Origin of the sequence: Neorhizobium galegae, assembly GCF_017877135.1 — a bacterium.
Lineage (GTDB): Bacteria > Pseudomonadota > Alphaproteobacteria > Rhizobiales > Rhizobiaceae > Neorhizobium > Neorhizobium galegae_A.
In genome coordinates this window covers 80,542-104,193 of record NZ_JAGIPH010000011.1, presented here as the reverse complement: position 1 = coordinate 104,193, position 23,652 = coordinate 80,542, and the positions used below count along the sequence as shown (strand labels likewise).

The 23,652-nt window shown below is 62.1% G+C and carries 19 protein-coding genes; 4 read left to right on the top strand and 15 right to left on the bottom strand.

From position 1 onward, the window contains the following. The 5 genes from J2858_RS22710 to J2858_RS22690 all read right to left on the bottom strand — a co-directional run bounded on the left by J2858_RS22710 (position 1) and on the right by J2858_RS22690 (position 6,393). Complete coding sequence (locus J2858_RS22710) at positions 1-2,223, bottom strand: glycoside hydrolase family 95 protein (RefSeq protein ID WP_210107154.1); 2,223 nt, start codon at positions 2,221-2,223, stop codon at positions 1-3. Between the two features lie 14 nt (positions 2,224-2,237). Further along, positions 2,238-3,311 carry an ABC transporter ATP-binding protein gene (locus J2858_RS22705; protein WP_210107153.1) on the bottom strand — a complete coding sequence of 358 codons (1,074 nt, stop codon included), beginning with the start codon at positions 3,309-3,311 and terminating at the stop codon, positions 2,238-2,240. A gap of 30 nt (positions 3,312-3,341) precedes the next feature. After that, positions 3,342-4,163 (bottom strand): carbohydrate ABC transporter permease, encoded by an 822-nt coding sequence (locus tag J2858_RS22700; protein WP_210107152.1) that lies wholly within the window; start codon positions 4,161-4,163, stop codon positions 3,342-3,344. After that, positions 4,163-5,029, bottom strand: a complete 867-nt coding sequence (locus J2858_RS22695; RefSeq protein WP_245367063.1) for a carbohydrate ABC transporter permease — start codon at positions 5,027-5,029, stop codon at positions 4,163-4,165. The genes J2858_RS22700 and J2858_RS22695 overlap by 1 nt, the downstream gene beginning before the upstream one ends. 89 nt (positions 5,030-5,118) lie before the next feature. After that, entirely contained in the window at positions 5,119-6,393 is a 1,275-nt protein-coding gene (locus J2858_RS22690) for an ABC transporter substrate-binding protein (protein ID WP_210107150.1), read from the bottom strand. Between the two features lie 236 nt (positions 6,394-6,629). Here J2858_RS22690 and J2858_RS22685 point away from each other — a divergent pair, with 236 nt between their 5' ends. Next, positions 6,630-7,655 (top strand): LacI family DNA-binding transcriptional regulator, encoded by a 1,026-nt coding sequence (locus tag J2858_RS22685; protein WP_210107149.1) that lies wholly within the window; start codon positions 6,630-6,632, stop codon positions 7,653-7,655. Positions 7,656-7,826: 171 nt separating this feature from the next. Here J2858_RS22685 and J2858_RS22680 read toward each other — a convergent pair whose 3' ends face one another. After that, positions 7,827-9,767 carry an autotransporter outer membrane beta-barrel domain-containing protein gene (locus J2858_RS22680; RefSeq protein ID WP_210107148.1) on the bottom strand — a complete coding sequence of 647 codons (1,941 nt, stop codon included), beginning with the start codon at positions 9,765-9,767 and terminating at the stop codon, positions 7,827-7,829. Positions 9,768-10,168: 401 nt separating this feature from the next. Next, on the bottom strand, positions 10,169-10,945 hold the full coding sequence (locus J2858_RS22675; RefSeq protein ID WP_210107147.1) for an SDR family NAD(P)-dependent oxidoreductase: 777 nt from the start codon (positions 10,943-10,945) through the stop codon (positions 10,169-10,171). A 197-nt stretch (positions 10,946-11,142) separates the two neighbouring features. On the opposite strand from J2858_RS22675, the gene J2858_RS22670 reads away from it, so the two are divergent. Together J2858_RS22670 and J2858_RS22665 are read left to right on the top strand one after the other, a co-directional pair. Continuing rightward, entirely contained in the window at positions 11,143-11,919 is a 777-nt protein-coding gene (locus tag J2858_RS22670) for a FadR/GntR family transcriptional regulator (protein WP_210107146.1), read from the top strand. A 351-nt stretch (positions 11,920-12,270) separates the two neighbouring features. Continuing rightward, positions 12,271-12,504 (top strand): hypothetical protein, encoded by a 234-nt coding sequence (locus J2858_RS22665; protein ID WP_210107145.1) that lies wholly within the window; start codon positions 12,271-12,273, stop codon positions 12,502-12,504. Between the two features lie 213 nt (positions 12,505-12,717). Here J2858_RS22665 and J2858_RS22660 read toward each other — a convergent pair whose 3' ends face one another. From J2858_RS22660 to J2858_RS22625, 8 genes are all read right to left on the bottom strand, one after another. Then, a complete protein-coding gene (locus J2858_RS22660) occupies positions 12,718-14,151 on the bottom strand; it encodes a M20 family metallopeptidase (protein WP_432443395.1) in 1,434 nt (477 codons plus the stop codon). A gap of 121 nt (positions 14,152-14,272) precedes the next feature. Continuing rightward, positions 14,273-15,817: an ABC transporter substrate-binding protein gene (locus J2858_RS22655; protein WP_210107143.1), complete on the bottom strand. Its 1,545-nt coding sequence runs from the start codon at positions 15,815-15,817 to the stop codon at positions 14,273-14,275. Positions 15,818-15,855: 38 nt separating this feature from the next. Next, positions 15,856-16,725 carry a serine hydrolase gene (locus J2858_RS22650; protein WP_210107142.1) on the bottom strand — a complete coding sequence of 290 codons (870 nt, stop codon included), beginning with the start codon at positions 16,723-16,725 and terminating at the stop codon, positions 15,856-15,858. A 2-nt stretch (positions 16,726-16,727) separates the two neighbouring features. Further along, positions 16,728-18,356 carry an ABC transporter ATP-binding protein gene (locus J2858_RS22645; protein WP_210107141.1) on the bottom strand — a complete coding sequence of 543 codons (1,629 nt, stop codon included), beginning with the start codon at positions 18,354-18,356 and terminating at the stop codon, positions 16,728-16,730. Continuing rightward, positions 18,353-19,171 (bottom strand): ABC transporter permease, encoded by an 819-nt coding sequence (locus tag J2858_RS22640; protein ID WP_210107140.1) that lies wholly within the window; start codon positions 19,169-19,171, stop codon positions 18,353-18,355. Before J2858_RS22640 ends, J2858_RS22645 begins: the two co-directional genes overlap by 4 nt. Next, entirely contained in the window at positions 19,168-20,112 is a 945-nt protein-coding gene (locus tag J2858_RS22635) for an ABC transporter permease (RefSeq protein ID WP_210107139.1), read from the bottom strand. Before J2858_RS22635 ends, J2858_RS22640 begins: the two co-directional genes overlap by 4 nt. Positions 20,113-20,284: 172 nt before the next feature. Further along, complete coding sequence (locus tag J2858_RS22630; RefSeq protein WP_210107172.1) at positions 20,285-21,199, bottom strand: LysR family transcriptional regulator; 915 nt, start codon at positions 21,197-21,199, stop codon at positions 20,285-20,287. A 49-nt stretch (positions 21,200-21,248) separates the two neighbouring features. Then, complete coding sequence (locus tag J2858_RS22625; RefSeq protein ID WP_245367059.1) at positions 21,249-22,154, bottom strand: LysR family transcriptional regulator; 906 nt, start codon at positions 22,152-22,154, stop codon at positions 21,249-21,251. Between the two features lie 112 nt (positions 22,155-22,266). Between J2858_RS22625 and J2858_RS22620 the strand changes: the two genes are divergently transcribed. Beyond that, complete coding sequence (locus J2858_RS22620; RefSeq protein WP_210107137.1) at positions 22,267-23,616, top strand: MmgE/PrpD family protein; 1,350 nt, start codon at positions 22,267-22,269, stop codon at positions 23,614-23,616. The last annotated feature ends 36 nt before the right edge of the window (positions 23,617-23,652 follow it).

Here is a 23,652-nt window from a genome sequence, read left to right as displayed (position 1 = left end):
TCAGATCACGGTTGTCCAAATGCCCGCTTCCAGTCCCAGTTTCGACGCAGTCTGAGAATTGCGCAGCAGCACCGTCTGCGTATCATCGGACTTCAGTCTGGCAGAAACAATCTGTCCGTTCGACCACTCCATGTCGAGCTCTATCCCCCCACGCAACCGCAGACCGGCCACTCTGCCCGTCGACAAGGCCGCAGGCAATGCAGGGAGGAGGCGAACCTCGCCGGCGCGACTGTGGACTAGCATTTCGCAGATACCCGCTGCCCCGCCAAAATTGCCGTCAATCTGAAAGGGGGGATGAGCGTCGAACAGATTGGCATAGGTGCGAGCCGGCGAAAGCTGAGTTTTGAGGATCGACCATGCTCGTTCTCCGTCCCCCAACCGCGCCCATAGGCAGATCCGCCAGCCAATTCCCCATCCCGTTGCGTTATCGCCGCGGATATCCAGCGAGCGCTTGGCGGCAGCAGCAAGTTCAGGCGTGTGGATGGTGTCGATGGCAAGCCCAGGATAGACGGCATAGAGGTGCGAGACATGTCGATGGTCCATTTCCGACACATCCATGTCCCAGTCCTCCAGCCATTCCTGTAATTGGCCGGCGTGCCCGATACGGTCGGGCAAGAGACGCGCTCGCGCTGCTCGGATCCTGTCCAAGAAATCCGCGTCCGTCTCCATATCTGCCGCGAGGATCGCGTCGAAGAGGTCGCGTCCGAGCTGGTTGTCCATCGCGGAACCCACAGAAAGGCTGACCCCGAACGGGTGGATGTTTTCCGGCGAATTGGTGGGCACTGTCACAAGCGCATCCGTACCGGGAAGGGGCGCGAGGAAGTCGAGTAGGAACTCGGCTGCTCCACGTATGATCGGGTACACTCGCTCCACAAGCGCTGCGGGTCGGCCGGCATAGACACAGTGGTCCCATAGCTGACACGAAAGCCAAACGCCTCCCATCGGCCACAGCCCCGGGTCGGCGGCATCCATCGGGCCGGCCGCCCGCCACAGGTCGGTATTATGATGCAGCACCCATCCCCGCGCGCCATAGTGCTCCCGAGCGATCTCGGCGCCCGTTTCCGTCAGATCTTCCAGCATCGCGATCAGCGGCTCGAAACATTCGGGAAGGTTCGTCGGATCTGGTAGCCAGTAGTTCATCTCCGTGTTGATGTTGACCGTGTATTTCGAGTTCCACGGCGGCCGGAATTCCGCATTCCAGATCCCTTGCAGATTGGCGGGCTGTGTGCCGGGGCGAGAGGCGCTGATCATCAGGTAGCGGCCGAACTGGACGTAAAGTGCCGCGAGTGCGGGATCGGCTTCCTTGTCAGGTGCGGCGACCCGCTTGTCCGTCGGCAAGTCGGTTCGGCCGGCGCCAAATTCGATCGAGAACCGATCGTAGAGACGCTTGTAGTCCGCCACATGATCTGCCCGGACGGCGTCCCAGCCCTTAGCGGTCGCTGCGGCTATGCGATCGGCGGTGGCACTGGCAGGGTCGCCCGAAACGTCATCGAAGCGCTTGAAGCTGGTGCCCACGTCGATCCAGAGGGTAACGCCACGCACGCCGGTAAGTCTCAGTCCGCCATCGTAAGGTTCCATCTGGCCGCCATCCGGTAGGACCTTGACCCGCACCACCCAGTCCAGCCCTGCCGGTACGCCGAATTCGCCGCGGTTTCGTCCGCTGCAAATGATTTCGCCTCTCTCGGCATTGATGACAGGGGACACCGTCTGCTCGATGTCGAAGCTGATATCGGTGTTGAACGTTTCGCCGCCTTGCGTCCACATGCGAGTGCCGATGACGTTGTCCGGGGCGGACGCAAAAGTCTCGCGCTTGTAGTGGATCCCCTGGTGTCGGTAGTCGACGGAAGCGATGGCCGTTTCCAAGTCAAGCCATCGCTTAAACGTATCGCGGTCGGGCCTGTGGCGGGTCTCAATGAACACCCAGCCGGCCGGCTGGTAGGTCATCTGCGTCCGCGGCCGCGACATCATCCGCTGATCGGCCAGCCTTTCGGCATCGGCGTAACGGCCGGCGAACATCAGCTCCCGCAAGGCCGGCAGGTGTTCGTGGGCACCCTTGTTGGCGGCGCTGTATGGCGATCCGGTCCACAACGTGTCTTCGTTCAGCTGGATCTTTTCTTTGCGGCTGCTTCCGAAAATCATCGCACCGAGACGCCCGTTTCCGACGGGCAAGGCGCGCGTCCAATCCACCCAGGCTTCGCGCTGGTACCAAAGTATGTTCGACATGTTCTGCCTTTACGTCATGAAGGGATAGGAGCCGCGGACCGGATCCGCTTGCCGGATGCGTCGAAGAGCATCACGCTGTGATTGTCGAAGGTGACGTCGATCTGCTCGCCGGCGCGGATGCCAGTGTTGTCGCGCGCCTCGATGGCGACCGGCGTCTCGTTTGCCAAGCGGCCGTAGAGGTAACGTGTGCCACCGAGATACTCGATCATGTCGATGGTAACCGGCAGGCTATGTGCCCGTCCGCCCCGCGGCGTCATGTGTTCCGGACGGATGCCGACGCTCACGGGACCAGACAAGGTTGAAGGGCAGGGCAATGTCACGCCTTGCGCCAGGTGAACCAGTCCCTGGCTTGCCTCCCCTGACAGGAAGTTCATCCGTGGGCTTCCGATGAAGCCGGCTACGAAGACGTTGTCGGGGTCGCTGTAGAGCTGTTCGGGTGTGCCCGTCTGCTCGATCCTCCCGTCGCGCATCACGACGATCTTGTCGGCGAGCGTCATCGCCTCCGTCTGGTCGTGGGTGACATAGAGCATGGTCGCCTTGAGCTTCTGGTGCAGGCGGGCAAGCTCGACGCGCATTGACACACGCAATTCGGCGTCGAGGTTCGACAAAGGCTCATCGAACAAAAACACCTGCGGATCGCGAACGATGGCGCGGCCAATGGCAACGCGCTGGCGTTGTCCGCCGGAAAGGTTGGCCGGCTTGCGGTCGAGGAGGTGCTCGATCTGCAGGACATCGGCGGCCTCGCGCACGCGGCTTTCCACCTCGGCCTTGTCAAGCCCTGCGATTTTCAGGGCAAAGCCGATGTTTCGGGCAACGGTCATGTGCGGGTAGAGCGCATAGTTTTGAAAGACCATCGCGACACCGCGGGCAACGGGATCGAGATCGTTGGCGCGCGTGCCGGCGATCTCCAGGATTCCGCCGGAAATCGTCTCAAGCCCGGCGACCATCCGCAGCAGGGTGGACTTGCCGCAGCCGGATGGACCCACAAGAACCGTGAAGCTGCCGGCCTCGACCATCAGGTTGAGATCGCGGATCACTTCGACGCTGCCATAGCGCTTGCTGACGTCTTTGAGCTCAACTTGAGCCATGTGTGTTCTCCATGATGAAGCAGAAGAGCATCATTCTTTGCCGCCGCTGGACACGCGGTTGCCGGCAGCGAACTGCTTCTGGAACAGAAGAAAGATGCAGAGAGGAATCACCGCGGTCACGATGGCCGCTACCGCCTGCTGGTCGAGGTTGGGATCGTAGGTCCCGGCAATCCGCGCGAGCAGCACGGTAAGCGAGATGTCGCTGCGCAAAAACAGCATCGGCAAGAGCAGCGTGTTCCAGCACCAGAGAAATTGCAGGATGCCGCAGGCGGCGATCGGCGAGATCAGGTTTGGCAGCACGACTTGGGTGAAGGTGCGGATCGGGCCGCATCCGTCGATCCTTGCCGCCTCGATCAGTTCCTTGGGAAAATCCTCAAGGAAGGATTTCACCAGGAAGACGGCCCAGGCGTAGCTCAATCCGACGAAGGGAATGATGACCGCCCCCATGTTGTCGAGCAGGCCAACGTCGCGCCAGAGCTGGAACAAGGGGATGATCACCACCTGCTGCGGCAGGACGAATGCGTTGATGATGATGATCAGCCACAGGCGTCGCAAGGGAAAGCGCAGATAGTGAAAAGTGTAGGCGGCCGCCGGGGCTGTCACCATGGTGAGGATCGTGGCGGCCAGCGTTATCTTTGCCGAGACCCACAGGCTTCCCGCCAAGGGGTAGGTCTGCCAGACGGTGCGCCAGGCCTGCAATGAAAACGTGTTCTCGCCGAAGTGCCACCAGCCGCGGGCAATCGAATCTGTCGTCTGCAGCGACGTAGCCACGATGCCGATGATGGGGACGATCCACAAGCAGCCCACGAAGCCGACGACGATGATGATCCATTTCGGTGCTCGTCCGGTCATCACTTGGCTCCTTTCGTCCGCTGCGCGATTGCGGGTGTCGACACGAGTAGAACACCGATCAGAAGAATGATGGTCGCCGCGGCCCCATAGCCGAGATTGAACTGCGTCATCGATTCCCGGTACATGAAGAAACCCACGGTTTCGGTTGCCCGTGCGGGGCCGCCGGCCGTCAGAACGAACACGATGTCGAAGGCGCGCAGCGAACTGAGAAGCGTCAGGAAGATCGCGACGCGGGCGCCCGGCAGAGACAGCGGCACCATGATATGCCACATCATCGCGAGCGGCTTGGCGCCGTCCATATAGGCCGCCTCCAGGATTGACCGCGGGATGGCCTGCACGGACGCGAAGCTGAGCAGCAGCGGCAGGCCGACCGCACTCCAGGCCGCGGTGATGATCAGGGCGATCAGCGCGGAGTTTGCGCCGCCCAGCCACGGCTGGGCGAGGTCCGCCAGGCCGATCGCCGAAAGCATGCCGTTGAGGAGACCGGCGTCTCCGGGACGGAAGATGCCGATCCAGATATAGCCGGCGACGGCCTCCGAAATCCCGAAGGTCGCAAAGATCATCAGCCGGAAGATGGAGGTCTGGCGCGGCGCAAAGGCACACAGAAGAGCGATGGTCCAGCCGATGGTAACGGCAACGATGGTGACGCCGACCGTGAAGATCAGCGTCGTCCACAGCGTTCCGAGAAACACCGGATCGCTGAAGAGTCGAAGATAATTGTCAAAGCCGACGAAGCGCGGTCTGCCAAGTCCGCGAATTTCCCAGAAGCTGATGCGCAGCGTTTCGATGACGGGGTAGATGACCGACAGACCGAAGAGGAGAATGACGGGCGTGAGCAACAGCAGGGCGGTGGCGGATTCCGGCATCCAGGCCCGTCGACCAGGCGCGGGCCCCGGAGAACCCCGGTGCGCAGCGCGCGCACCGGGGGGTGGGAGGCGTGTGTCGACGGCGCTCATTAATAGGCCCTGGCCGCCGCAGCCTCGATCCGTTCAAGGGTCGGTGCGATATTGGCTTCGGTAGGGTTGCCGATGAACTGCTGCAGGGCGAGGCGGTACTCGTCGACCAGGCTACCAGGCAGCAGGTCGCCGAGCACGAAGCGGACGTCGCCTTCATTGACGAAGCGCACGGACGCCGCGGCAACCGGATCATAGATCGAGGCGTCAACGCTGGAGCTCGGCGTGGTGAACCCCGCCTTGGCGATGATGTTGGCGCCGTCCGCGCTGAGGACATAGTCGAGGAACGCGTCGGCTCCGTCCGGATTGCTGCCGATTCCGGTGGCCAGAATCTCCTTCGCATCGATGATTGATGCATTGTCGAAGCCGCGGCCGAGCGCCGGGAACTTTCCGAGCGAATAATCGGTGCCGGGCTTCAAATGGTATTGCGAGATGGCACGCGCATTGATCCACATGCCGATCTGCAGGAAGTTTGCCTTGCGCTCGACGAAGATGCGATCCGCCGCATCGTCCCAGTGGGTGGCGTACATCAGTTTGCTGTCACCGCAGCATTTGGCGCCGAACAGTCGCGCGTACTGGCGCAGTGCCTCGGCCACTTTCGGATCCGTCCAGGCGATCTTGTGCGCTCCAAGATCGGTGACGAGTCCCGGTCCGCCTGTGCGCATCAGCAAAGTCTCGAACCACTCGGAATGCGCATAAACCTTGGCCGGCATCGCGATGGGTTCGGCAAATCCTGCCTTGCGCAGTGGATCAAAGGTCGCCAAGAAGTCATCGTAGGATGTGGGGAATGCCTGAAGCCCGATCTTCTGCAAATCGGCTGGGACGTACCAGATGCCGCTGCGGTACCCGAAAATGTAGGGAATGCCATATACGGATCCGCCGGTTGTGCTGATATCGCGCCACGTCTTGGCGAGAGACTTGTCCCAGCCCTTACTGGTCCATACGGGGGTCACGTCGCGCAGAATGCCGGCGTCCGCGAGCTCCTTACGGAATGCTGGCCAGGTGTTTGTGACGAGATCGGGCTTTTCTCCGCCCATCAGCGCCGTTCGCATGCCGCCACGGGCATCACCCTGCGACGTCACGACATTGATCTTGACCTTGTAGTCCGGGTGCTTGGCCTGAAAGCCGGTCACGAGCGTGTCCAGAACCTTCCGGTCCGGACCGCCGAGCCAGGTCAGCAACGTGATGTCCTTGGCCGCCTCAGCGAAAGCGCTGGTGCCGAGCAGCGCCAACCCGAGTCCAAGCGCCACGACGGTAGAAGTTCTATAGCTGCGCATTTTTGGTCCTCCTCCAAAAGTGCCTCGATCGCCTCTCCCAAGTGCTTGATCGAAACGTTACGATTGAAAGAAATCATTGGAGACGCGCAAATGTCAAGCACGTTGGGCGAGAAATGCGGCGTCAAATGGCGGAATATTCGGCATATCGAGCGGATCGCGAAGTTAGGTGGTTGATTTTTCGACCATCTTCGAACATTGCTGGGTTGAGAGATAATCGAAAGCATTCGAGAGGATACATGGCGACGATCAAGGATGTTGCGCAAACTGCAGGTGTCGCGATTTCTACCGTCTCGTTAACCTTTGCCAACCCCGACCGTGTCAGCCCGGACACCGCTCGGCGCGTCTGGAAGGCGGCGGACTTGCTCGGCTACCGGCCCAACCCTCTGGCACAGAGCCTGAAGCGCGGACGCTCGCGGATGATTGGCGTATTGGTCGGCGATATCTCCAGCCCGTTTTTCGGCCGGTTGCTGAAGGCCGTCGAACGGCGGGCGCTGGAGCGCGGCTATCTGATGATCGTCGCGGACACCGATGGCGATCCGGAGCGCGAGCTCGAACTGCTCGATCAGTTCACCGCGCAACGGATAGCCGGCCTGCTGATCTCGCCGCACGGAAGCAGCACGGCCTATGGCCGCCGATTGTCCGCCTGTAAGACGCCTCTGGTGATGGTGGACCATCGTTTTCGCGGTGCGCCCCTCGATTACGTCGCCTCAGATACCCGCATGGCGGCGCGCATGCTCACAGACCACCTGATCAACCTCGGGCACCGACGCATTGCGCAGATCACCGGTCCGGTGCAACTCTACACCGCGGCGGAGCGTGTCGAGGGATATAAGGAGGCGCTTCAGGCGGCAGGCCTGCCCGTCAATGACGACCTTCTGGTGGATGGACGCTACCGCGATGCGGAAAGCTATGCGCAGACCATGCGACTGATGACCCGTGCCGATCGGCCAACGGCCATTCTGGCGGCCAGCAACATGATGGCGCTCGGCGCACTCCAGGCGCTCCAGGAACTGGGCTATGCGTGCCCGGAAGATGTGTCGCTGGCGACCATCGACGACATCCCGTGGAGTGCCGTGATAAAGCCGAAACTGACCATGGTCCTGCAGGATATAGAACAAATTGCCCAGGTATCCGCCGACTATCTGCTGGACCGGGTCGAATCGACCTCGCCCGACAAGTTGACCCCACGTGAGACGGTCCTCATCCCGCGGCTGTTCATTGGCAGCTCCACCGCGCCGCCATCTTCCATCAACGGTGCATGACCGCAAGAGCCTCCGGATGCATTGGCTGGGCGTTACGCGCCGGAAGAACCGGCGCGCTAACGCCGGTCCGTTGATCGAGAGCGCCGGTTCCTGGTATGTTGCGGCCTTCTTGGGAGGATCAGAGCGGCCCACCCGGTCGGGACCGTCCCGTGGGTACGGTCCCGACGCGCATCAGAAGCGGACGTCTAATCCGACCTTGAATGCGTGATCGCGGCTGTTGTCGGCAAACTGGCCGGAATAGCTGGCTCTCAACGCCGACTGGTCCGAGAGGGCAACCTCCATACCGAGATCGACAGCAAGTGCATCCTTGGCAATCGGAACGCCTGGACTGCTGAACGATGCGCCGCTGGTCATGGTGAATGTTGTCTCGGGTGTGACATTGCGCATGGCATGCTGCCAGCCAATCATGGCGTGGACGAAGGTCGGGCTGCTTGCCGCCTCGATCTTCGAGTTGATGCGCAGGCCAACAGTTGAGAACAGGTTGCTGTCTGTGCTGCCGTCGCTGCTGAGGGCGGCGGTGGTGCCGCCCTTTTCGGAAAAGCCGTCTGTCTTCACACGGACATAGTGCATGCCTGCAAAGGGCCGGAACTCGACCTGCCGCTCCAGAAACCGGTAGTCGATTTCGCCATAGGCCTGGCTGGTAGCGGCATCATAATCGGCCGTCAGCGTCTCGGAGAATGCCGGAAATACCACATCTCTCCGGGTGGAAATGTCGTGGCGCCCATAGGAGGCACCAAAGCGAAGGCCGACGCTATCGACCTGCGTTCCGGCAAAGGCGCCAAACTGGTAATTGTCCGTTTCCGCTGTCGAGAAACGATTGGCGACGGAAAAATCGCTCTGGCTGTAGCTGCCCATCACGCCCAGTCGCCAGCCGCTCACAGGGATGTCGACACCTGCAATGAGCCCCGTCGAGTTGTGATCGGCGTCTGCGACATAGCCGCTTCCGTCGACACTGCTCCTGGCGTGGATGCCGTCCGTCCAGAAGCTTGCAGCGTCCGGATCTAGGGAGGCGTGCTGCTCGGCGGGGCCGGACGCTGCAAGCGCCATGCCCTGTTCATGCGCAAGGGCGGCTATCAGGCGATTGTTGGTCGCATCGCGCAGGAGACGGGTGTCATCGATCAATCCGGCGGTGATGTCGGAATGGATTTCGCCGGAGAGCGCATTTCCCCAGGGCCGCAGATATGTGTAGAAACCGACGCCTTCGGCGCCGCTTCCCGGGAAGCTTTCCTCTCGGTTGAGGACGTTCATCGACCAGCCGTGGTCCGTCCAGCGCATGGACAGACCTTCGACTTCCTGTTCGCCATCGATCTTGAGATTGCCGATGATCTCGACCTTTCCGGTTTCCAGATTGGCGCGGTAGAGGGTTTTGCCATCGCCATCGGTGGCAAAATACATCCATCCGTCGAGAAGCTTGCCGCCCTGGGCCTGGTCAATGGTCTGGGACAGCGTGATGTATTTGACGAAGCTGAAATCGGCGAGATTGTAGACTGCCATTTCGGTGGCATTATCATAGGCCATGCCATAGGCAAAACCGGCCTTGGCATCGACCGCGACCCAGCTGGCGATGTCGTGGATGCCGTGCGACGGATCGAGAACATAGGCATTGCCGGTGAAGCTGAGATCCGCGGCGTTGTAAACGGCAACAACCGGGTTCGAATACTTGTTGCCGGTGACCGGATCGCGATTGCTGGAATCCAGCGATATATAAAGAAGCCCATTGGCGTAATCGATATCGCCGATGTGGTTGAGGCCGATATCGGAATACTGCGAGGGAATCTTCAGGTTTGCGGCGATGGCGTCGGTGTCGATGCGCACCCTGCTGAAATCCTGATTGGCGATTTCCAGCGAATGGGTGCCGGAAAAATACCAGTTTGTCCCATCGGTCGTGACGCCCTGTCCGCGTGCGGCATCGGCATCGCTGCCGCTGAAAAACGTCCGTTCAACCAGCGTCCATGGCTCCTGCGCCCGGGCAGGCCTTGCCCCTGAACCGATGATCAGAGAGGCAGTCAAAACGGGAATGATGGCGCAGCTGCGCAAAAGAAAAACACGGCAATAGGGGATGCAGCCGCCGGGCGCTGCGCGCCGGCTGAACCCTGAAACTTGGGACAACATGAATGAAGACCTTCTGCTGGCAAGATCAAAGAGGATGACACTTCATCAGCGTCCGGTCCGGGCCTGACGCTGACGACGAATGAGAGACGGGGAGTTGGGATGCAGCAGGCAATCGCGAGCATCTGGCGCGACCGCCACCGATGACTTGCTGGAAAGTGCCGCTGGTCTGCCCCGTTCCTCCCGATCCGAACTAAAGCTCTCCGGTGACAGGCAGATGAAAGTTATGAATATTCATAAAAATAAAATCTGACTAATGCTCGGTCTCGCCTACGGCAGGAACCATGACGCGCAGGTGCTGCCTTAACCGAAACATCGTCTCGGCAAGAAGAAGGGCAGTGTGCCTTGAAGCGGCGCGGCAACCCAAGGCAGGGGCGTGGTAGCTGCGCGGACGGGGCCGGCGATCAGATCCAACCGGCGTCCACAATGAACTGCTGGCTCGTGCACATGCGACTGTCATCGGCGGCAAGGAAAAGCGCCATGCGGGCGATATCCTGCGGCTGCACCTTTTCCCGCAGGCATTGGCGCTCGCGGATCTGGCGCTCTCCGGCGTCGTCAAGCCAGAGCTGCTTTTGCCGCTGCGTCATCACCCAACCGGGCACAAGTGCGTTGACGCGGATCCGTTCCGGCCCGAACTCTCGCGCCAGGGCGCGAGTCATGCCCCATATGCCGGCTTTTGCCGTCACGTAAGCGGGACAATCGGCATCGCCAACCATAACGGTGATCGAACTGAAATTGATGATGGAACCACCGCCTGAATCGCGCATCATCGGGCGCACAGTCTGCGCCGCAAAGAACTGGTGCTTGAGATTGACTGCCATCCGGTCGTCCCAATAGACGGGGGTCACGTCCTCGGTTTGATGCCGATCATCATTGCCGGCATTGTTGAGCAGCACCGTGACAGGGCCGTGTTCGTCCGCCGCCTGATGGATGGCCCGCCGCAGCGCTTCGGTATCCCGCAGATCACAGGGCAGGAACAGCGGTATATTTCGACCTGAACCAGCTATCTCCTCGACCAGAGCCTTTGAGGCTTCTTGCGCAATGTCGACGAAAGCGACACGGCACTCCTGATCGCAAAAATGCTGCACGAGACTGGCCCCGATACCACTGCCGCCCCCTGTGATAAAAACACTGCGGTTCTTCAGGCTCGGATAGGTGGCGAAACTGGACTGCGGCAACATGATGGATCTGGCTCCAGGGACAGGATCGGGCGGTGTTAGCACAGAGTTGTATATTTTGATTATTCATAATTTTCGCGTATCGCGTTACAGACCAGATTGCGATACATGCGCAAGACAAGCTCCCGCGAGCCGCGGTTTGGCACGATACCAAACACGATCCGCGCCCAGGTTGACCGGCCGTTTCCAGAAGGATGCACATGGGTAAGACCAACTTAGACCCCGCCCAATTCTCCCTGGCTTGGAGCGGCGACGGGGGGCGGGCAGGAAATCTTCATGAGATACTGGTTCGCCGGTTGGGCCACATGATTGTGTCAGGCGCTTTTGGTGCTGGTGAGGCGCTGCCGCCCGCCGAAGAGCTTTGCGAGCGCTTTCAGGTGACCAGAAGCGTTTTGCGCGAGGGACTGAAGATCCTTTCCGGCAAGGGAATGATAGAGGCGCGGCAGAAGACAGGCACTCGGGTCAGGCCCCGGGCAGACTGGAACCACCTGGACCCGGATATCCTGCTGTGGCGTTTCACCTCGCCCAAGCTCGATGATGTGGTTGCGCTTTTCGAGCTGCGACGGGCGATTGAGCCGGAGGCGGCTGCGCTCTGCGCACGTCGGGCGACACCCGAGCAGATCGCCATGCTCGGGCAAATCATGACAAGAATGGAAGAGGTGGCGGGTGACAACATGGCCTTTGCCTTGCCGGATCTGCAATTCCATCTGGCGATCATGCGCTTTACGGGCAATGACCTGATTGTCAGTTTGTCGGGCATGATCGAAGTGGCGCTGCTGATCAGCTTCAGGCTTTCGGACGAAATCACCGGTGACCAGCGCCATGCGCTTCCGCTGCATCGGACCCTTCTGGACGCGATTTCCATCCGTGACGAGGCTGGTGCGCGTACCGCAACCCTGGTCCTGCTGGACGGCGCTGAAAATGATGTGCGGCGCGTTGTCGCTCGCAGCGGCTTTGCAGCAGGTTTTCCTCGTTGACGGTCTGAACAGTGAAGTCGCGCCCGAGGCGTGGATGCATCGCAGGACGACGGGAGCAAAGACTGTCGCCCCATGGCTCAACGTTTGCGCGTTAGAGTATACTTGGCTACTGCATGGCTCGTTCGGAAGTGAACCGCTCCGGCTTTGCGGGAAACCCCAACTCCGCGACGGTGCAGCGCGCGGTTCCTTTGTCGAGGCCCCGGATGCCGATGAGGTACGGGAAATATTTGCTGCGCGCGTCGCCATCGAGGCCCGGACCACGGAGGCCGTCGCCCGAGCGTCGAACGCTCCGCGATAGCACGGCTGCAGGAAAACATCTATAAGGAGAACAGGCTGCGGCAGCAAGGCCACATGCGAGAAGCCATTCACCTGTCGGGTGGGTTCTACGTCCTGATGGCCGAAGTTTCGGGGAATCGGATCCTTGCCGAGCAGGTTCGTCTTCTCGTGGCGCGTACCAGCCTCATCGTCAACCTGTTCGACAATCAGATTGGCCTGGCGGGGTGGCACGATCATCACGATGATCTGATCCGGGTTGATGCCCACATCAAGCTGATGTCGCCGATCCTCGGCACCTGCGCGGATTAGCAATCGGCGTTTTGGCGTAACGCGTTAGCAGTTTCGTGGCCCACCAATGCCGATCGGGTCATTGCTTCGAAATTCCGGCAAGAGCTGGACCACCTATCTGCCGGGGTCGCCTTCGGCCAGCAGAACACTGCCGCACCTGAAAATGAGGCTAGTTTTAGGGGCGGCGCGCGGGATGCAGATCTCCAGAACATCCCGCGCCAAGATTGCCTATCCTCATCCGACATCCGGTTGAATATGGTCGGGGATCGGGCAGACATAGGGTTCCCGGCTGATCTTTTCGGACCATTCCGCCTGGACCTTTGCCAGCAGAGCCGGCGAGGTCAGGAGATCGAGGCCGGTGGTTGCCAGTGCCTTGGCGGCGTGGATCATGGCCTTGTGAGCGCCGGGGCTGCGGCCCTGCGCCACGACCTGCCAGGTATGCGGATTGGTGCCGATGGCCCAGGTCGGGGCCCAGCACTGCGCGGTGGGGGTCACCCGGCTGACGTCGCCGACATCGGTGGAGCCGGCGCGGAAATGCGAGCGACCCTCGAAGTCGCGCAGGCCGAGATGCAGCGGGGTTGATCCGTCGATCTTCTCGTTGGAGAAGACGTCGCGGTCGATCTGGTAGAGCCGGAGACTGCTCCTGATGGCTTCATGGGTGAAGGTCGCCTGGATCCTGCGGGCAAAGTCAAGATCGGCCTCATCGAAGGGAACGGGACCAAGCGATACCAGATTGGCGTGGATTGCCGTTTCCAGCGCCAGATTCGGCAGCAGGTTGGTGGCGGCCGTGTCGAACACGATCTCGACTTCTGTTCCGGTCATCATGGCGGCACCCTGCGCCACTTGGTTGACCCGCTCAGCAAGCGCCAGAGCCTGCGACATTTCGGGAGCACGCACCAGATAGAGGACCTCGGCCCTAGCCTGCACGACATTGGCCGCCCGTCCGCCGGCATCGGTGATGGCATAGTGCACCCGGCAATCCTGAGGCATATGCTCGCGCAGGAAGTTGACGCCGACATTCATCAGTTCGACGGCATCAAGCGCGGAACGACCGAGATGGGCTGCATTGGCGGCATGGGCGGCCGTGCCCTTGAACCGGTAGTAATATTCGAGAACGGCGAGATTGTTGGTCGAGCGCACCCCGTTGAAGGGTGCCGGATGCCAGGTGAGCGCGGCATCGACATCGGCAAAGGCGCCCGCGCGCACCATGAAGGTCTTGCCCGAGCCCCCTTCCTCACCGGGGCAGCCGTAGTAGCGCACGGTTCCCGGCAGCTTGTGTTCGGCGAGATGCCGCGCCAGCGCGATGGCGGCGAGAAGCGATCCGCAGCCGAGAAGATTGTGGCCGCAGCCATGGCCGCTGGCGCCGGGTGTCTGCTCCGCCGGATAGTCTACATCCGGCTCCTGGCTCATGCCCGCCAGTGCATCATATTCACCGAGAAAGGCGATGACCGGCTTGCCCTCGCCGAATTCGCCGATGAAGGCGGTTTTCATGCCGGCAATGTCCTGGCGCACCGAAAAGCCGTTCTGTATGAGCGCCGCCATCAGCAGGTCGGCGGAGCGGAATTCCTGGAACTTCAGTTCGGCAAAATCCCAGATCCGGTTGCTGAGCGTCACAATGTCTGGCGCCAGACTGTCAATGGATCGGGTCAGCGCGTGGAGGGCGGGCATGTCGGGCATGATGCATCCTTGGGGAGACGGGATGGCGGGAGCGGGGAAAGCAGGCTGTTGGCCATCCGGACAGGCGGATGGGTGCCGCCTGACGGTTGCGGCACCCTCATTTTCGAAAGGCTTACTTGTCGAAGGAGACTTCCCAGAGCCGCGCATTGGACTGCCAGACGGGCTGTCCCTTCAGCGACTTGGCCGCACCCCAGACATCGATCATGTCGTAGAGGAAGATACCCGGCATATCCTCAAGCATGAGTTCATGGAACTCGTCGAAGATCGCCTGCCGCTTCTTGCCGTCGATTTCCGTGTAGGCGGCCTTCATCAGCGCGATCGCCTTCGGATTGTCCCACATCAGGGAGGCGTTCTTGTCCTTGTCGCCGGTGTAGAAGCTGTACATCAGCGCCGGATCGAGACGCGGGGCCACCGATTGCGAGATGATCTGGTAGTTGCCCGAGCGGCGGCGGTCCACCTGCGTGGCATAGTCCAGCACCTCGATCTGCACGTTGAGGCCAATCTGCTGCAGCATCGCCTGGGCGATGACGGCAGCGGGGAAGCTCGGGACATTGCCGCGCTTGTTGGCGATGATGCTGATCGGTTCGCCCTTGTAGCCGGAGGCCGCCAGTTCCTTCTTCGCGGCGGCCAGATCATGCGGCAGGCGCTTCTTCTGGATGTCGCTGAAATAGACCGAGTCCGACGAGACCATCGAGCCGTTCGGCTTGCCGGTTCCGTTCGACGCGGCGGCCACCAGTTCGTCGAGATCGAGCGCCATGGCCATGGCGCGGCGAACGCCCGGCTTGCTCAGCACCGGATCGCGGGTCTGGATGTAGAACAGGTTCTTGCCGTTGTTCTGGGAGATGATGACCTTGGTCTTTTCGCTCTTTTCGAATTCCGGGATGAGATCGGGAGAAATTTCCGCCGTGTCGAGCACGCCCGATTGCAGGCCGGCCTTCACCGTGGAGGCATCCGGAATGACCATGAACTTGATGCCATCCACCAGCGGCCGCTTGGAGCCCACCATGCCATCCGGCTTGCCGTCATTGGCCGGCGAGACATAGCCGGCAAACTTGCTGAGGTGGATGTATTCGCCCTTCTTCCACGCGTCCCACTGGAAGGGACCGGTGCCGATCGGCTTGTCGAACGAACCGTCGGCCGCCAGCGATTCCCGCGCAATGATGCCGGTATAGCCGCATTCCGGCCGGGACATCAGGCCGAGGAAGACGGCAGAAGGCTTTTCCAGCGTCATCACCACCGTCGCGGCATCGGTTGCCTGGATGCCGGTCACCTTCACCGTGCCGCTGCCATCGAAGTCCTTGATGCAGGTCCATTTGGTGGCCGGATCCATGTAGCGGTTCCAGTTCCAGACAACCTCGTCGGCGGTGAGGGCCTTGCCATTGTGGAATTTCACGTCCGGGCGCAGCTTGAAGGTGTAGGTCAGGCCATCGGCGGACATGGCAATGCTTTGCGCCAGCAGCGGCTTCACTTCGCCATTGTTGGCATAGCCCACCAGCCCCTCGACGATGTGAAGGATCACGCCGTCGGTATTGCCGTCACGGTTGACGCCGGGATTGTTGCTGCGCAGATCCGAACTCTGGGCAATGACGATGTCGCGGGCGACGGAGGCCGAGGTCAGCGCCATCAGGATGGTGCCGGCCAGAAGTAAGCTTTTCATGTGTTCTACCCTCTCTGTTGTTCGTTGTTCCGGAAATGTCAGGCGTGAAAGCCGTCCCAGCAGATGCGGGACAGGCGGCCGATGGTTTCGAGCGACAGCGTGTAGCCCGGTGTTCCATCCGCCATTTCCTGGGGCACTGCGTCGGTGAAGGCGGCGATGATGTAGAAGGGCTTTCCGTCGCGGTAGACGATGCCGGCATTCATTCGTCCGCGCTTGCCGGTGCCGCCCTTGTGCGCGACCACGGTGCCGAAGGGCAGGCGCGACGGAATGGCGTAGCGCAGGATCTGGTTCTTCAGCGTCTGCAGGGCATAGGCCGCAAGCTCTGGCGTCACGCCAAGCCGTTCGGCTGCGGCCGCCGAGGTCTGCGCGTCGAGGATCCACTCAAGCAGCAGCATCTGGTCGCGCGCGGTGGTGGTGGTTACCGATTTCAGGGCGTGATCGGGCGACAGGGCAAGCGGCGGGATGAGAAAACGGTGATGCGTGCCGCTCATTCCGATCGCCTGGCAGTAGGCGTTCACTTCCTCCAGCGTCAGGCGTTCGAACACCATCTTGGTGCAGACATTGTCGGAGAGCACCATCATGCCGGTGATGGCATCGCGCAGCGAAATCACGATGCCGGGTGTCAGGTAGCGGAACATGCCGCTTGCCACCTCTTCGGCGAAGCGCGCCTCATAGGTAATGCGCTCATCCAGATCGAGCCTGCCCTCGCGGACGGCTTTCAGCGCCGCCATCATGATCGATGTCTTGCGGGTGCTGGCGGACGGGGTTTCCTCATCCGCGCCACGCTCGAAGGTTTCCCCGGTGACAAGATTGCGGATGGCAAAGCGCGTGACGAAGGGTTGCGCGTCGCAGACCGCATTCAGCCGTTCGGCCACGGCGGTGTTATCGATGGTTGTCGTATCGGTCATGGTCAGGTCTCCAGGCGCCACTTCAGGCGGACGCCGCCGGTCTCGTTGAGATCGAGTGCGGGAATGGCCGAGAGCAGGCGGCGAGTGTAAGCCTGCTTCGGCGTGTCGAAGATCGTGTCGCGGTCGCCTTCCTCGATGATGCGCCCGTCCTGCATCACCACCACCCGGTCGGCCACCTGTTCGACCACGCCGAGGTCATGACTGATGAACAGGCAGGAAAAGCCGTAGCGTTTCTGCAGATCGGAAAAGAGCGTCAGCACCTGGGCGCGAACGGTGACGTCGAGCGCCGAGACCGGCTCGTCGGCGATGAGGAAGCGGGGACGACGGGCAATCGCGCGGGCAATCGCCACGCGCTGCCGCTGGCCACCGGACAGTTCATGCGGATAGCGAAGCGCATAGTCGGCGCCGAGCCCGACCTCCTCCAGCGTCTCATAGGCCCGCTTCCTCTTGGCGGTCCGCTCGAGGCCGGGCACCAGACGCAGGGCCTCCTCCACCAGCGAAAGGATCGTCATGCGCGGGTCGAGCGATGAATAGGGATCCTGAAACACCATCTGGCAGTTGAGGCGATAATCCTGCCAGTCGGCATCCCGCCGCCGGCCTTCGAACAGGATTTCGCCGCCGCTTTCCCGCACGAGGCCGGCGATTGTGCGTCCGAGCGTGGTCTTGCCGGAGCCCGAGCCGCCGACCAGCGCCACCACTTCGCCGGCATGAATGTCGATGGAGACCCCATGCAGGGCCCGCTTGGGCGCCCCCTTCTTGAGAAGTGACTTGCGACCGGGATAGTCCACCACGATGTTGCGCGCCGAGACAACCGGCGCCGAGGCGGTCTCGATCGTCCGCGCCGCACCGCGGATCGGCAGAGAGGAGAGCAGCTTGCGGGTATAAGGGTGCTGCGGCCGTTCCAGGATGTCCTCGGTGCTGCCGGCTTCGACGATCCGGCCCTTTTCCATGACGACGATGCGGCTGGTGTAGCGGGCCACCATCGGCAGGTCATGGCTGATCAGAACCACCGCGGTTCCTTCCGCCTGCGTCAGTTCCACCATCAGTTCCATGACATCGCGCTGCACGACGGCATCGAGCGCCGTGGTCGGTTCGTCGGCGATCAGCAGGGCCGGCTTCAGGAGCATGACGGAAGCGAGCATGATGCGCTGGCGCATGCCGCCGGAAAACTCGTGTGGATAGGCGGTCAGCGCCCCTTCCGGATCGCGGATACCGACACGGTGCAGCATGGCGAGGATCTTGTTGCGTCGCTCTTCCGACGTCGCCCGGCTATGCAGGGCAAGCCCTTCCTCCAACTGCCGCCCGATGGTCATGGACGGATTGAGCGAGGTCATTGGTTCCTGGAAGACGAGACCGATTTCGGCGCCGCGCATGCTGCGCAGATCCTTGTCGCTCATAGCGGTCACGTCACGGCCCCTGAAGATGATCTCCCCCGCCGTCTGGCGGATCACCGGCGGCAGCAGCGAGACGAGTGCCCGTGTCGCCAGCGATTTGCCCGAGCCGCTTTCGCCGACAATGCCGAAGATCTCGCCGGGCGCCACGTCGAAGCTGACATCGTTGACGACGGTGGCGTTGCGGCGGGCGATCTCGAGCGAGAGGTTTTTGACGCTGAGAAGCTTTTCCTGTGTCATTTCAAACCTCTCATGCGGGGGTCGAGCCTGTCGCGCAGCGCATCGCCGAGCAGATTGATGCCGAGCAGGGTGAGCGCGATGCACAGGCCGGGAAACAGCCCGAGCCAGACCGCCTGTTCGAGGAAGGGCCGGCCGGCCGCCAGCATGTTGCCCCAGGTCGGTGCCGGCGGCGGCACGCCGAGGCCGAGGAAGCTGAGTGCGCTTTCCGACAGGATGGCCCAGCCGAACATGGAGGTGGCGAGAACGGTGATCGGCGCCAGGCAGTTGGGCAGGATATGCCGCAGCATGGTGTAGATCTCGCCGTTGCCCATCACCCGTGAGGCCTCGATGAACTCCCGTTCGCGCAGCGAAAGCACGGCGCCGCGCACCACACGCGCCATGGAGGGCGTGTAGGCAATGCCGAGCGCGAAGATGATGCCGTACTGGTTGGCGCCGAACACGGCGAGCAGACCAAGCGCCAGCAGGATGCCGGGAAAGGCGAGAAGCGCATTGTTGATGGCCATGATGACGCCATCGATGACGCCACGGGCATAGCCGCTGATCAGGCCGATCAGGGTGCCGGCGATGACCGCGAAGCCGACCGTCAATCCGCCGATCCACACGCTGGCCTGGGCACCGATCATCAGGCGGCTCAGCACATCACGCCCGAACTCGTCGGTGCCGAGAAGATGCTGGGCGCCGGGAGCCGCCAGACGCGCGGTGAAGCTGAGCTTCATCGGATCGAACGGTGTCCAGAACAGGCTGGTGGCTGCGACGACCAGGAGAGCGGCAATCAGGATGCCGCCGATCAGGCCGTTGAGAGACAAGAACTTCATTCGGCCACCACACGCGGATCGAAGAGGGGATAAAGCAGGTCGACGATCAGGTTGACGACCACATAGGACAGGGCGATCAGCAGCAGGCAGCCCTGGATGACCGGGTAGTCCCGCTGAAAGATGCTGTCGACCATCAGCCGGCCAAGGCCGGGTATCGTGAAGACCGTCTCGATGACGGCGATACCGCCGAGCAGGTTGCCGAGGATCAGGCCGATCATCGTCAAGGTCGGGCCGAAGGCATTCTTGAAGGCGTGCTTCCACAGCACCGCCTGTTCCGAGAGGCCCTTGGCGCGGGCATGGGTAATGTAGTCCAGGCGCAGCACCTCCAGCGTGGAGGCGCGCGCCATGCGGATCAGCACGCCGGACTCGTGGATGACCAGCGTCATGATCGGCAGAACCAGATAGAGCAGTCCGCCCACGATGTTGTCGCCGATCGACACATAGCCGAGCACCGGCAGCCAGCCCAGTTTCAGGCCGAAGAACAAGAGCAGCAGCAGGCCGAGCCAGAAGGTAGGGATGGACAACAGCACCGTTGCCGTGCCGACAAGGGCAAGGTCGGTGAGGCTGTTCTGCCGCCATGCGGCAATCACGCCAGCGGGAACCGCGATCAGGCTTGCCAGGATGACGGCGACCACCACGATTTCGGCCGACACCATGAAACGCGACAGGACGAGCGGCAGGACCGCTTCCTTGCTGACGATCGAATGGCCGAAATCGCCGCTCAGCACGTTGCCACTCCAGACGAGGAACTGCTGCGGCATGGACTTGTCGAGCCCGAGATCGCTGCGCATCGCGGCGATCTGGTCCGGTGTTGCCATGTCGCCCAGCATCAGGGCGGCTGGATCACCCGGAATAAAGCGGATCAGAGCGAAGACCGTGATAGCGACGATCACAAGGGTAGGGACCGCCATCAGCAGGCGGTGAAGTATGAAACGTATCATCGGTTCCCCTGAACGCGATTTGCGGGGCCGGATCTGACAAAGTCACCGGCTGTTTATGCTGAGACTATGAAGGTTGATGAAAAATGGCGCAATATTATGCGCTTTTGTCATATGTTGATGCGGATTCCGGGCAGTCTGACCGCCCCTTGCAGCACTCCGCGGAGGCGGTGCTTCAGTTTGCGGGACTCTGTTGCTGCGAAATGGCGATCTGGCGCTTCAGCGTTTCCATCAGCGCCTTGGCAGCCAGAGAGGAGGAGGTGCCGGAAGGCGTCGCCAGTGCGAAATCCTGGGTCGTCACCGGCACGAAGGGCCGTTGCACGATGGGAAGATGGCGATAGAGGTTGGCGAAGAAACTGCTGAGGATCGCCACCCCAAGCCCGTGCGCCACATAGGCGCAGGCCGAACTGTTGGTATGCGTCTCGATCTTGACGTTCTGCTTCACGCCGGCGCGCTGGAAGGTCTGATCGAGCAGCATGCGGGTCGGCCGCTGGCGTCCGATCAGGATCAGCGGCACGCCGCGCAGATCCTTTGGCGTGATCTCCCGGAGGCTGGCGAGCGGATGATCCTGCGGTATCACGCAGACGCCGGTGCCCGTTGCCACGATCTCCATATCGATGCCGGGCGGCACCTGGTCCTCATGGCGGAGGAAGCCGAAATCGATGACCTTCTGCTCCACCAGACGGGCGATGTTCGAGGTCGTCTCGAAGAAGGTTTCGATGCGAACCGTGGGATAGTCGCGGGCATAATCGACCAGCATGGCGGGTGCGAAATTTTCCCACATGCTGCTCGGCAGGCCAAGCCGCACGACTTCCGGCCCCTTGGCGCCGCTGCGCAGATCCTCCGCCAATCCGGAAAACCGGTTCAGCCCGAGAAGAATGGTCTCGGCATCGCGGGCCAGAATATGCGCTTCGGGCGTGGGGATCAGCCGGCCCTTGTCGCGTTCGAACAGCCGGAGCGACAGATCCGTTTCCAGCTGCTGGAGAAGACGGCTGACGCCGGACTGGCTCAGTCCCATGCTTCTGGCGGTGGCAATCGTCGAGCCGGTGGCCAGCAAGGTTTTCAGCACTTCGAGCTGTCGGAAATTGATCATGGAGCGTGCGGACCTTCATGCCATGCCGTCAATCGGCCTGTGCCTCTCATGCCCATTCGCGCAGATACTGCAACAGGGGTGTCGCCGATTTCGGCAGCGGCTGCCGGTCCGAACTGACGATGGCATAGTCGATGCCAAGCGCCGGCTCCAGCGGCACGAAGGCAAGCGGCAGCGCGGCATACTCCCGCGCCAGCAGCGCGCTGACGATGGCGATGCCCAGTCCCTCCGCCGCAAGCGCGCAGGCGCAGCCGACCGAATGGGCCTCGATGGCTGGCCGCTGGCGCAGCCCCTGCCGGTAGAACAGCGCTTCCAGTTCGTGGCGCACGGGCCGCTCGCGGTTCAGCAGGATGAGATCATGCGATTTCAACTCCGGCACCGTCAGGGCCTGCTGTCCGGCAAGCGGATGGTCCCGGTGCATCACGCAGATGTTGCGCGACGGCATGACGTGCTCCTCGCGCAGGCCGGCCGTGGGGGAGGGCAGCCGGGTGAAGCCCAGATCCGCCTGGCCATCGGCCACCATACGCTCGATCGCCAGATAATTTCCGGAGGCGATCTCGATTCGCACCGGACCGTTGTCCGTGAGGAACCGTTTGATCAGGCGCGGCACCAGCGTCACCGAAAGGCTGGCGGGAAAGGCGAGCCGGAGGGGAATCTCCAGTGAACGCCCCTGTTCCAGTTCGCGGGCCGTCACCTTCAGCGCCGTCAGCCGGTCGGAGATCGCGCGGATTTCCGGACCGAGTTGCAGGCCCTCGCGGGTCATCGACAGCCTGTTCTTGTCGCGCTCGAAGAGGCGCACGCCGAGATAGACTTCCAGTTGGTGCAGAAGACGGCTGGCATTGGATTGCGAAATGCCGAGGTCTGCCGCTGCCGCGATGGTCGAGCCGGTTGCGGCAATCGCATCATAGGTCTGGATGTGCTTGACGCTGATCGTGATGTCGTTGTGCTGCCGCATGCCTGCTTCCTCAAACTGAATAGCACCACCCGCAATCTGCATAAGATTGCGCTGTCGGGCATCGCTGCCCATCAATGCGGCCCAAAACAGAGACTTGCAGGGGTTGGATGGAATGGCAACGGTTCTCGAGTTGATCGCAGCGCAGGTGGCGTCGCGCAACACGTTTTCCCCCGTCGCGCTGGCGCGGGCACGCGATGCGATCACGGATACGTTGGGCTGCATGCTGGCCGGCGCCGTGGACGCCGCGCCGCAGGCGGTGGCACGAGCCTTTGCCGGGGACATCGGCGCAGAGGGAGCATCGCCACTCGTGACCGGCGGCCGCGGATCGCCCCCGCTTGCCGCGCTGGTCAATGCCACGGCGGCGCATTGCCTCGATTTCGATGACAACTTCCATCCGGCCCGCGCCCATGCCTCCGCCGTGCTCGTGCCGGCGCTCCTGGCGGTCGCAACGGCCGATGCGTCGATCTCAGGCTATCAGCTCGTTGCGGCCTATCTTGCCGGCCTCGAGGCGCAGGCCTCGGTTGGCTTCGGGGTCAATCCCTCCCACTACAACAGGGGTTGGCACGGCACCTCGACAGTGGGCTGCATCGGGGCCGCGGCCGGGGTTGCCTTCCTGATGGGGCTCGGTGCGGATCGCGTTGCGCAGGCCATGAGCCTGGCAGCCAGCATGGCCGCCGGCCCCAAAGGGCAGTTCGGAACGGCCGCAAAACCCTTTCATGCCGGCATGGCCGCCCGCAATGCGATCGAGGCGGCACTCCTCAGCCGCGCCGGGCTGACCGGCCGGCTGGATATTCTGGAGCGACCCCAGGGCTTTCTCGACCTGTTCGGTGGCGATCAGGCGGCCGGCTGGGCGGGTCTGCCCCTGGATGGAGCGCATGTCATCGAAACCCGGGGGCTGGTGACCAAGCTGCATCCCTGCTGCGCCTCCACGCATCGGGCGATCGATGCCGCCCTCGACCTGCAGACAGAGCACGGGTTCTCGCTTGAGGAGGTCATCCGCATCGAGACGAAAGTGGGCCGGTCCGCCCGCGATAATCTCGCCTATCCTGACCCGGCCGACGAGATGCAGGCGCGCTTTTCGATGCAGTACTGTCTTGCGGTTGCCCTGTTGCAGGGCCGATTGTCGTTGTCCGACTTCACCCCGGATGCGGTCTCGAGATCTGCAGTGCGCACGCACATGGCAAAGATTGCCATGGACGCCTACAGTGCCGAGGAAGAGCGCGGTGTCGAGCGTCTGCCACACAAGGTTTCCATCACGCTGCAGGACGGCCGCATGCTGCACGCCGAGCGGCTTCACGCGAGGGGATCGATCGCCTGCCCGCTGACGGAAGAGGAAAAGCGTTCCAAGTTTACCGATTGCCTGCGCTGGGGCGGGATCAAAAGCGACGAAATGCACGGCATCGTGGCTGCACTCGGTGATGCTTCGTCCGTCAGCGAAGCGCTGGCGGGGATGGTGTGGTAGCTATCTGTCGGAAAGGGAGGCCCAGACCGATTGTGA

What these genes read in the sequence shown, in the direction of transcription:
- J2858_RS22710 (WP_210107154.1), bottom strand. Translation starts at nt 2,223, where the DNA reads ATGTCGAACATACTTTGGTACCAGCGCGAAGCCTGGGTGGATTGGACG.
- J2858_RS22705 (WP_210107153.1), bottom strand. Translation starts at nt 3,311, where the DNA reads ATGGCTCAAGTTGAGCTCAAAGACGTCAGCAAGCGCTATGGCAGCGTC.
- J2858_RS22700 (WP_210107152.1), bottom strand. Translation starts at nt 4,163, where the DNA reads ATGACCGGACGAGCACCGAAATGGATCATCATCGTCGTCGGCTTCGTG.
- J2858_RS22695 (WP_245367063.1), bottom strand. Translation starts at nt 5,029, where the DNA reads ATGCCGGAATCCGCCACCGCCCTGCTGTTGCTCACGCCCGTCATTCTC.
- J2858_RS22690 (WP_210107150.1), bottom strand. Translation starts at nt 6,393, where the DNA reads ATGCGCAGCTATAGAACTTCTACCGTCGTGGCGCTTGGACTCGGGTTG.
- J2858_RS22685 (WP_210107149.1), top strand. Translation starts at nt 6,630, where the DNA reads ATGGCGACGATCAAGGATGTTGCGCAAACTGCAGGTGTCGCGATTTCT.
- J2858_RS22680 (WP_210107148.1), bottom strand. Translation starts at nt 9,767, where the DNA reads ATGTTGTCCCAAGTTTCAGGGTTCAGCCGGCGCGCAGCGCCCGGCGGC.
- J2858_RS22675 (WP_210107147.1), bottom strand. Translation starts at nt 10,945, where the DNA reads ATGTTGCCGCAGTCCAGTTTCGCCACCTATCCGAGCCTGAAGAACCGC.
- J2858_RS22670 (WP_210107146.1), top strand. Translation starts at nt 11,143, where the DNA reads ATGGGTAAGACCAACTTAGACCCCGCCCAATTCTCCCTGGCTTGGAGC.
- J2858_RS22665 (WP_210107145.1), top strand. Translation starts at nt 12,271, where the DNA reads ATGCGAGAAGCCATTCACCTGTCGGGTGGGTTCTACGTCCTGATGGCC.
- J2858_RS22660 (WP_432443395.1), bottom strand. Translation starts at nt 14,151, where the DNA reads ATGCCCGCCCTCCACGCGCTGACCCGATCCATTGACAGTCTGGCGCCA.
- J2858_RS22655 (WP_210107143.1), bottom strand. Translation starts at nt 15,817, where the DNA reads ATGAAAAGCTTACTTCTGGCCGGCACCATCCTGATGGCGCTGACCTCG.
- J2858_RS22650 (WP_210107142.1), bottom strand. Translation starts at nt 16,725, where the DNA reads ATGACCGATACGACAACCATCGATAACACCGCCGTGGCCGAACGGCTG.
- J2858_RS22645 (WP_210107141.1), bottom strand. Translation starts at nt 18,356, where the DNA reads ATGACACAGGAAAAGCTTCTCAGCGTCAAAAACCTCTCGCTCGAGATC.
- J2858_RS22640 (WP_210107140.1), bottom strand. Translation starts at nt 19,171, where the DNA reads ATGAAGTTCTTGTCTCTCAACGGCCTGATCGGCGGCATCCTGATTGCC.
- J2858_RS22635 (WP_210107139.1), bottom strand. Translation starts at nt 20,112, where the DNA reads ATGATACGTTTCATACTTCACCGCCTGCTGATGGCGGTCCCTACCCTT.
- J2858_RS22625 (WP_245367059.1), bottom strand. Translation starts at nt 22,154, where the DNA reads ATGCGGCAGCACAACGACATCACGATCAGCGTCAAGCACATCCAGACC.
- J2858_RS22620 (WP_210107137.1), top strand. Translation starts at nt 22,267, where the DNA reads ATGGCAACGGTTCTCGAGTTGATCGCAGCGCAGGTGGCGTCGCGCAAC.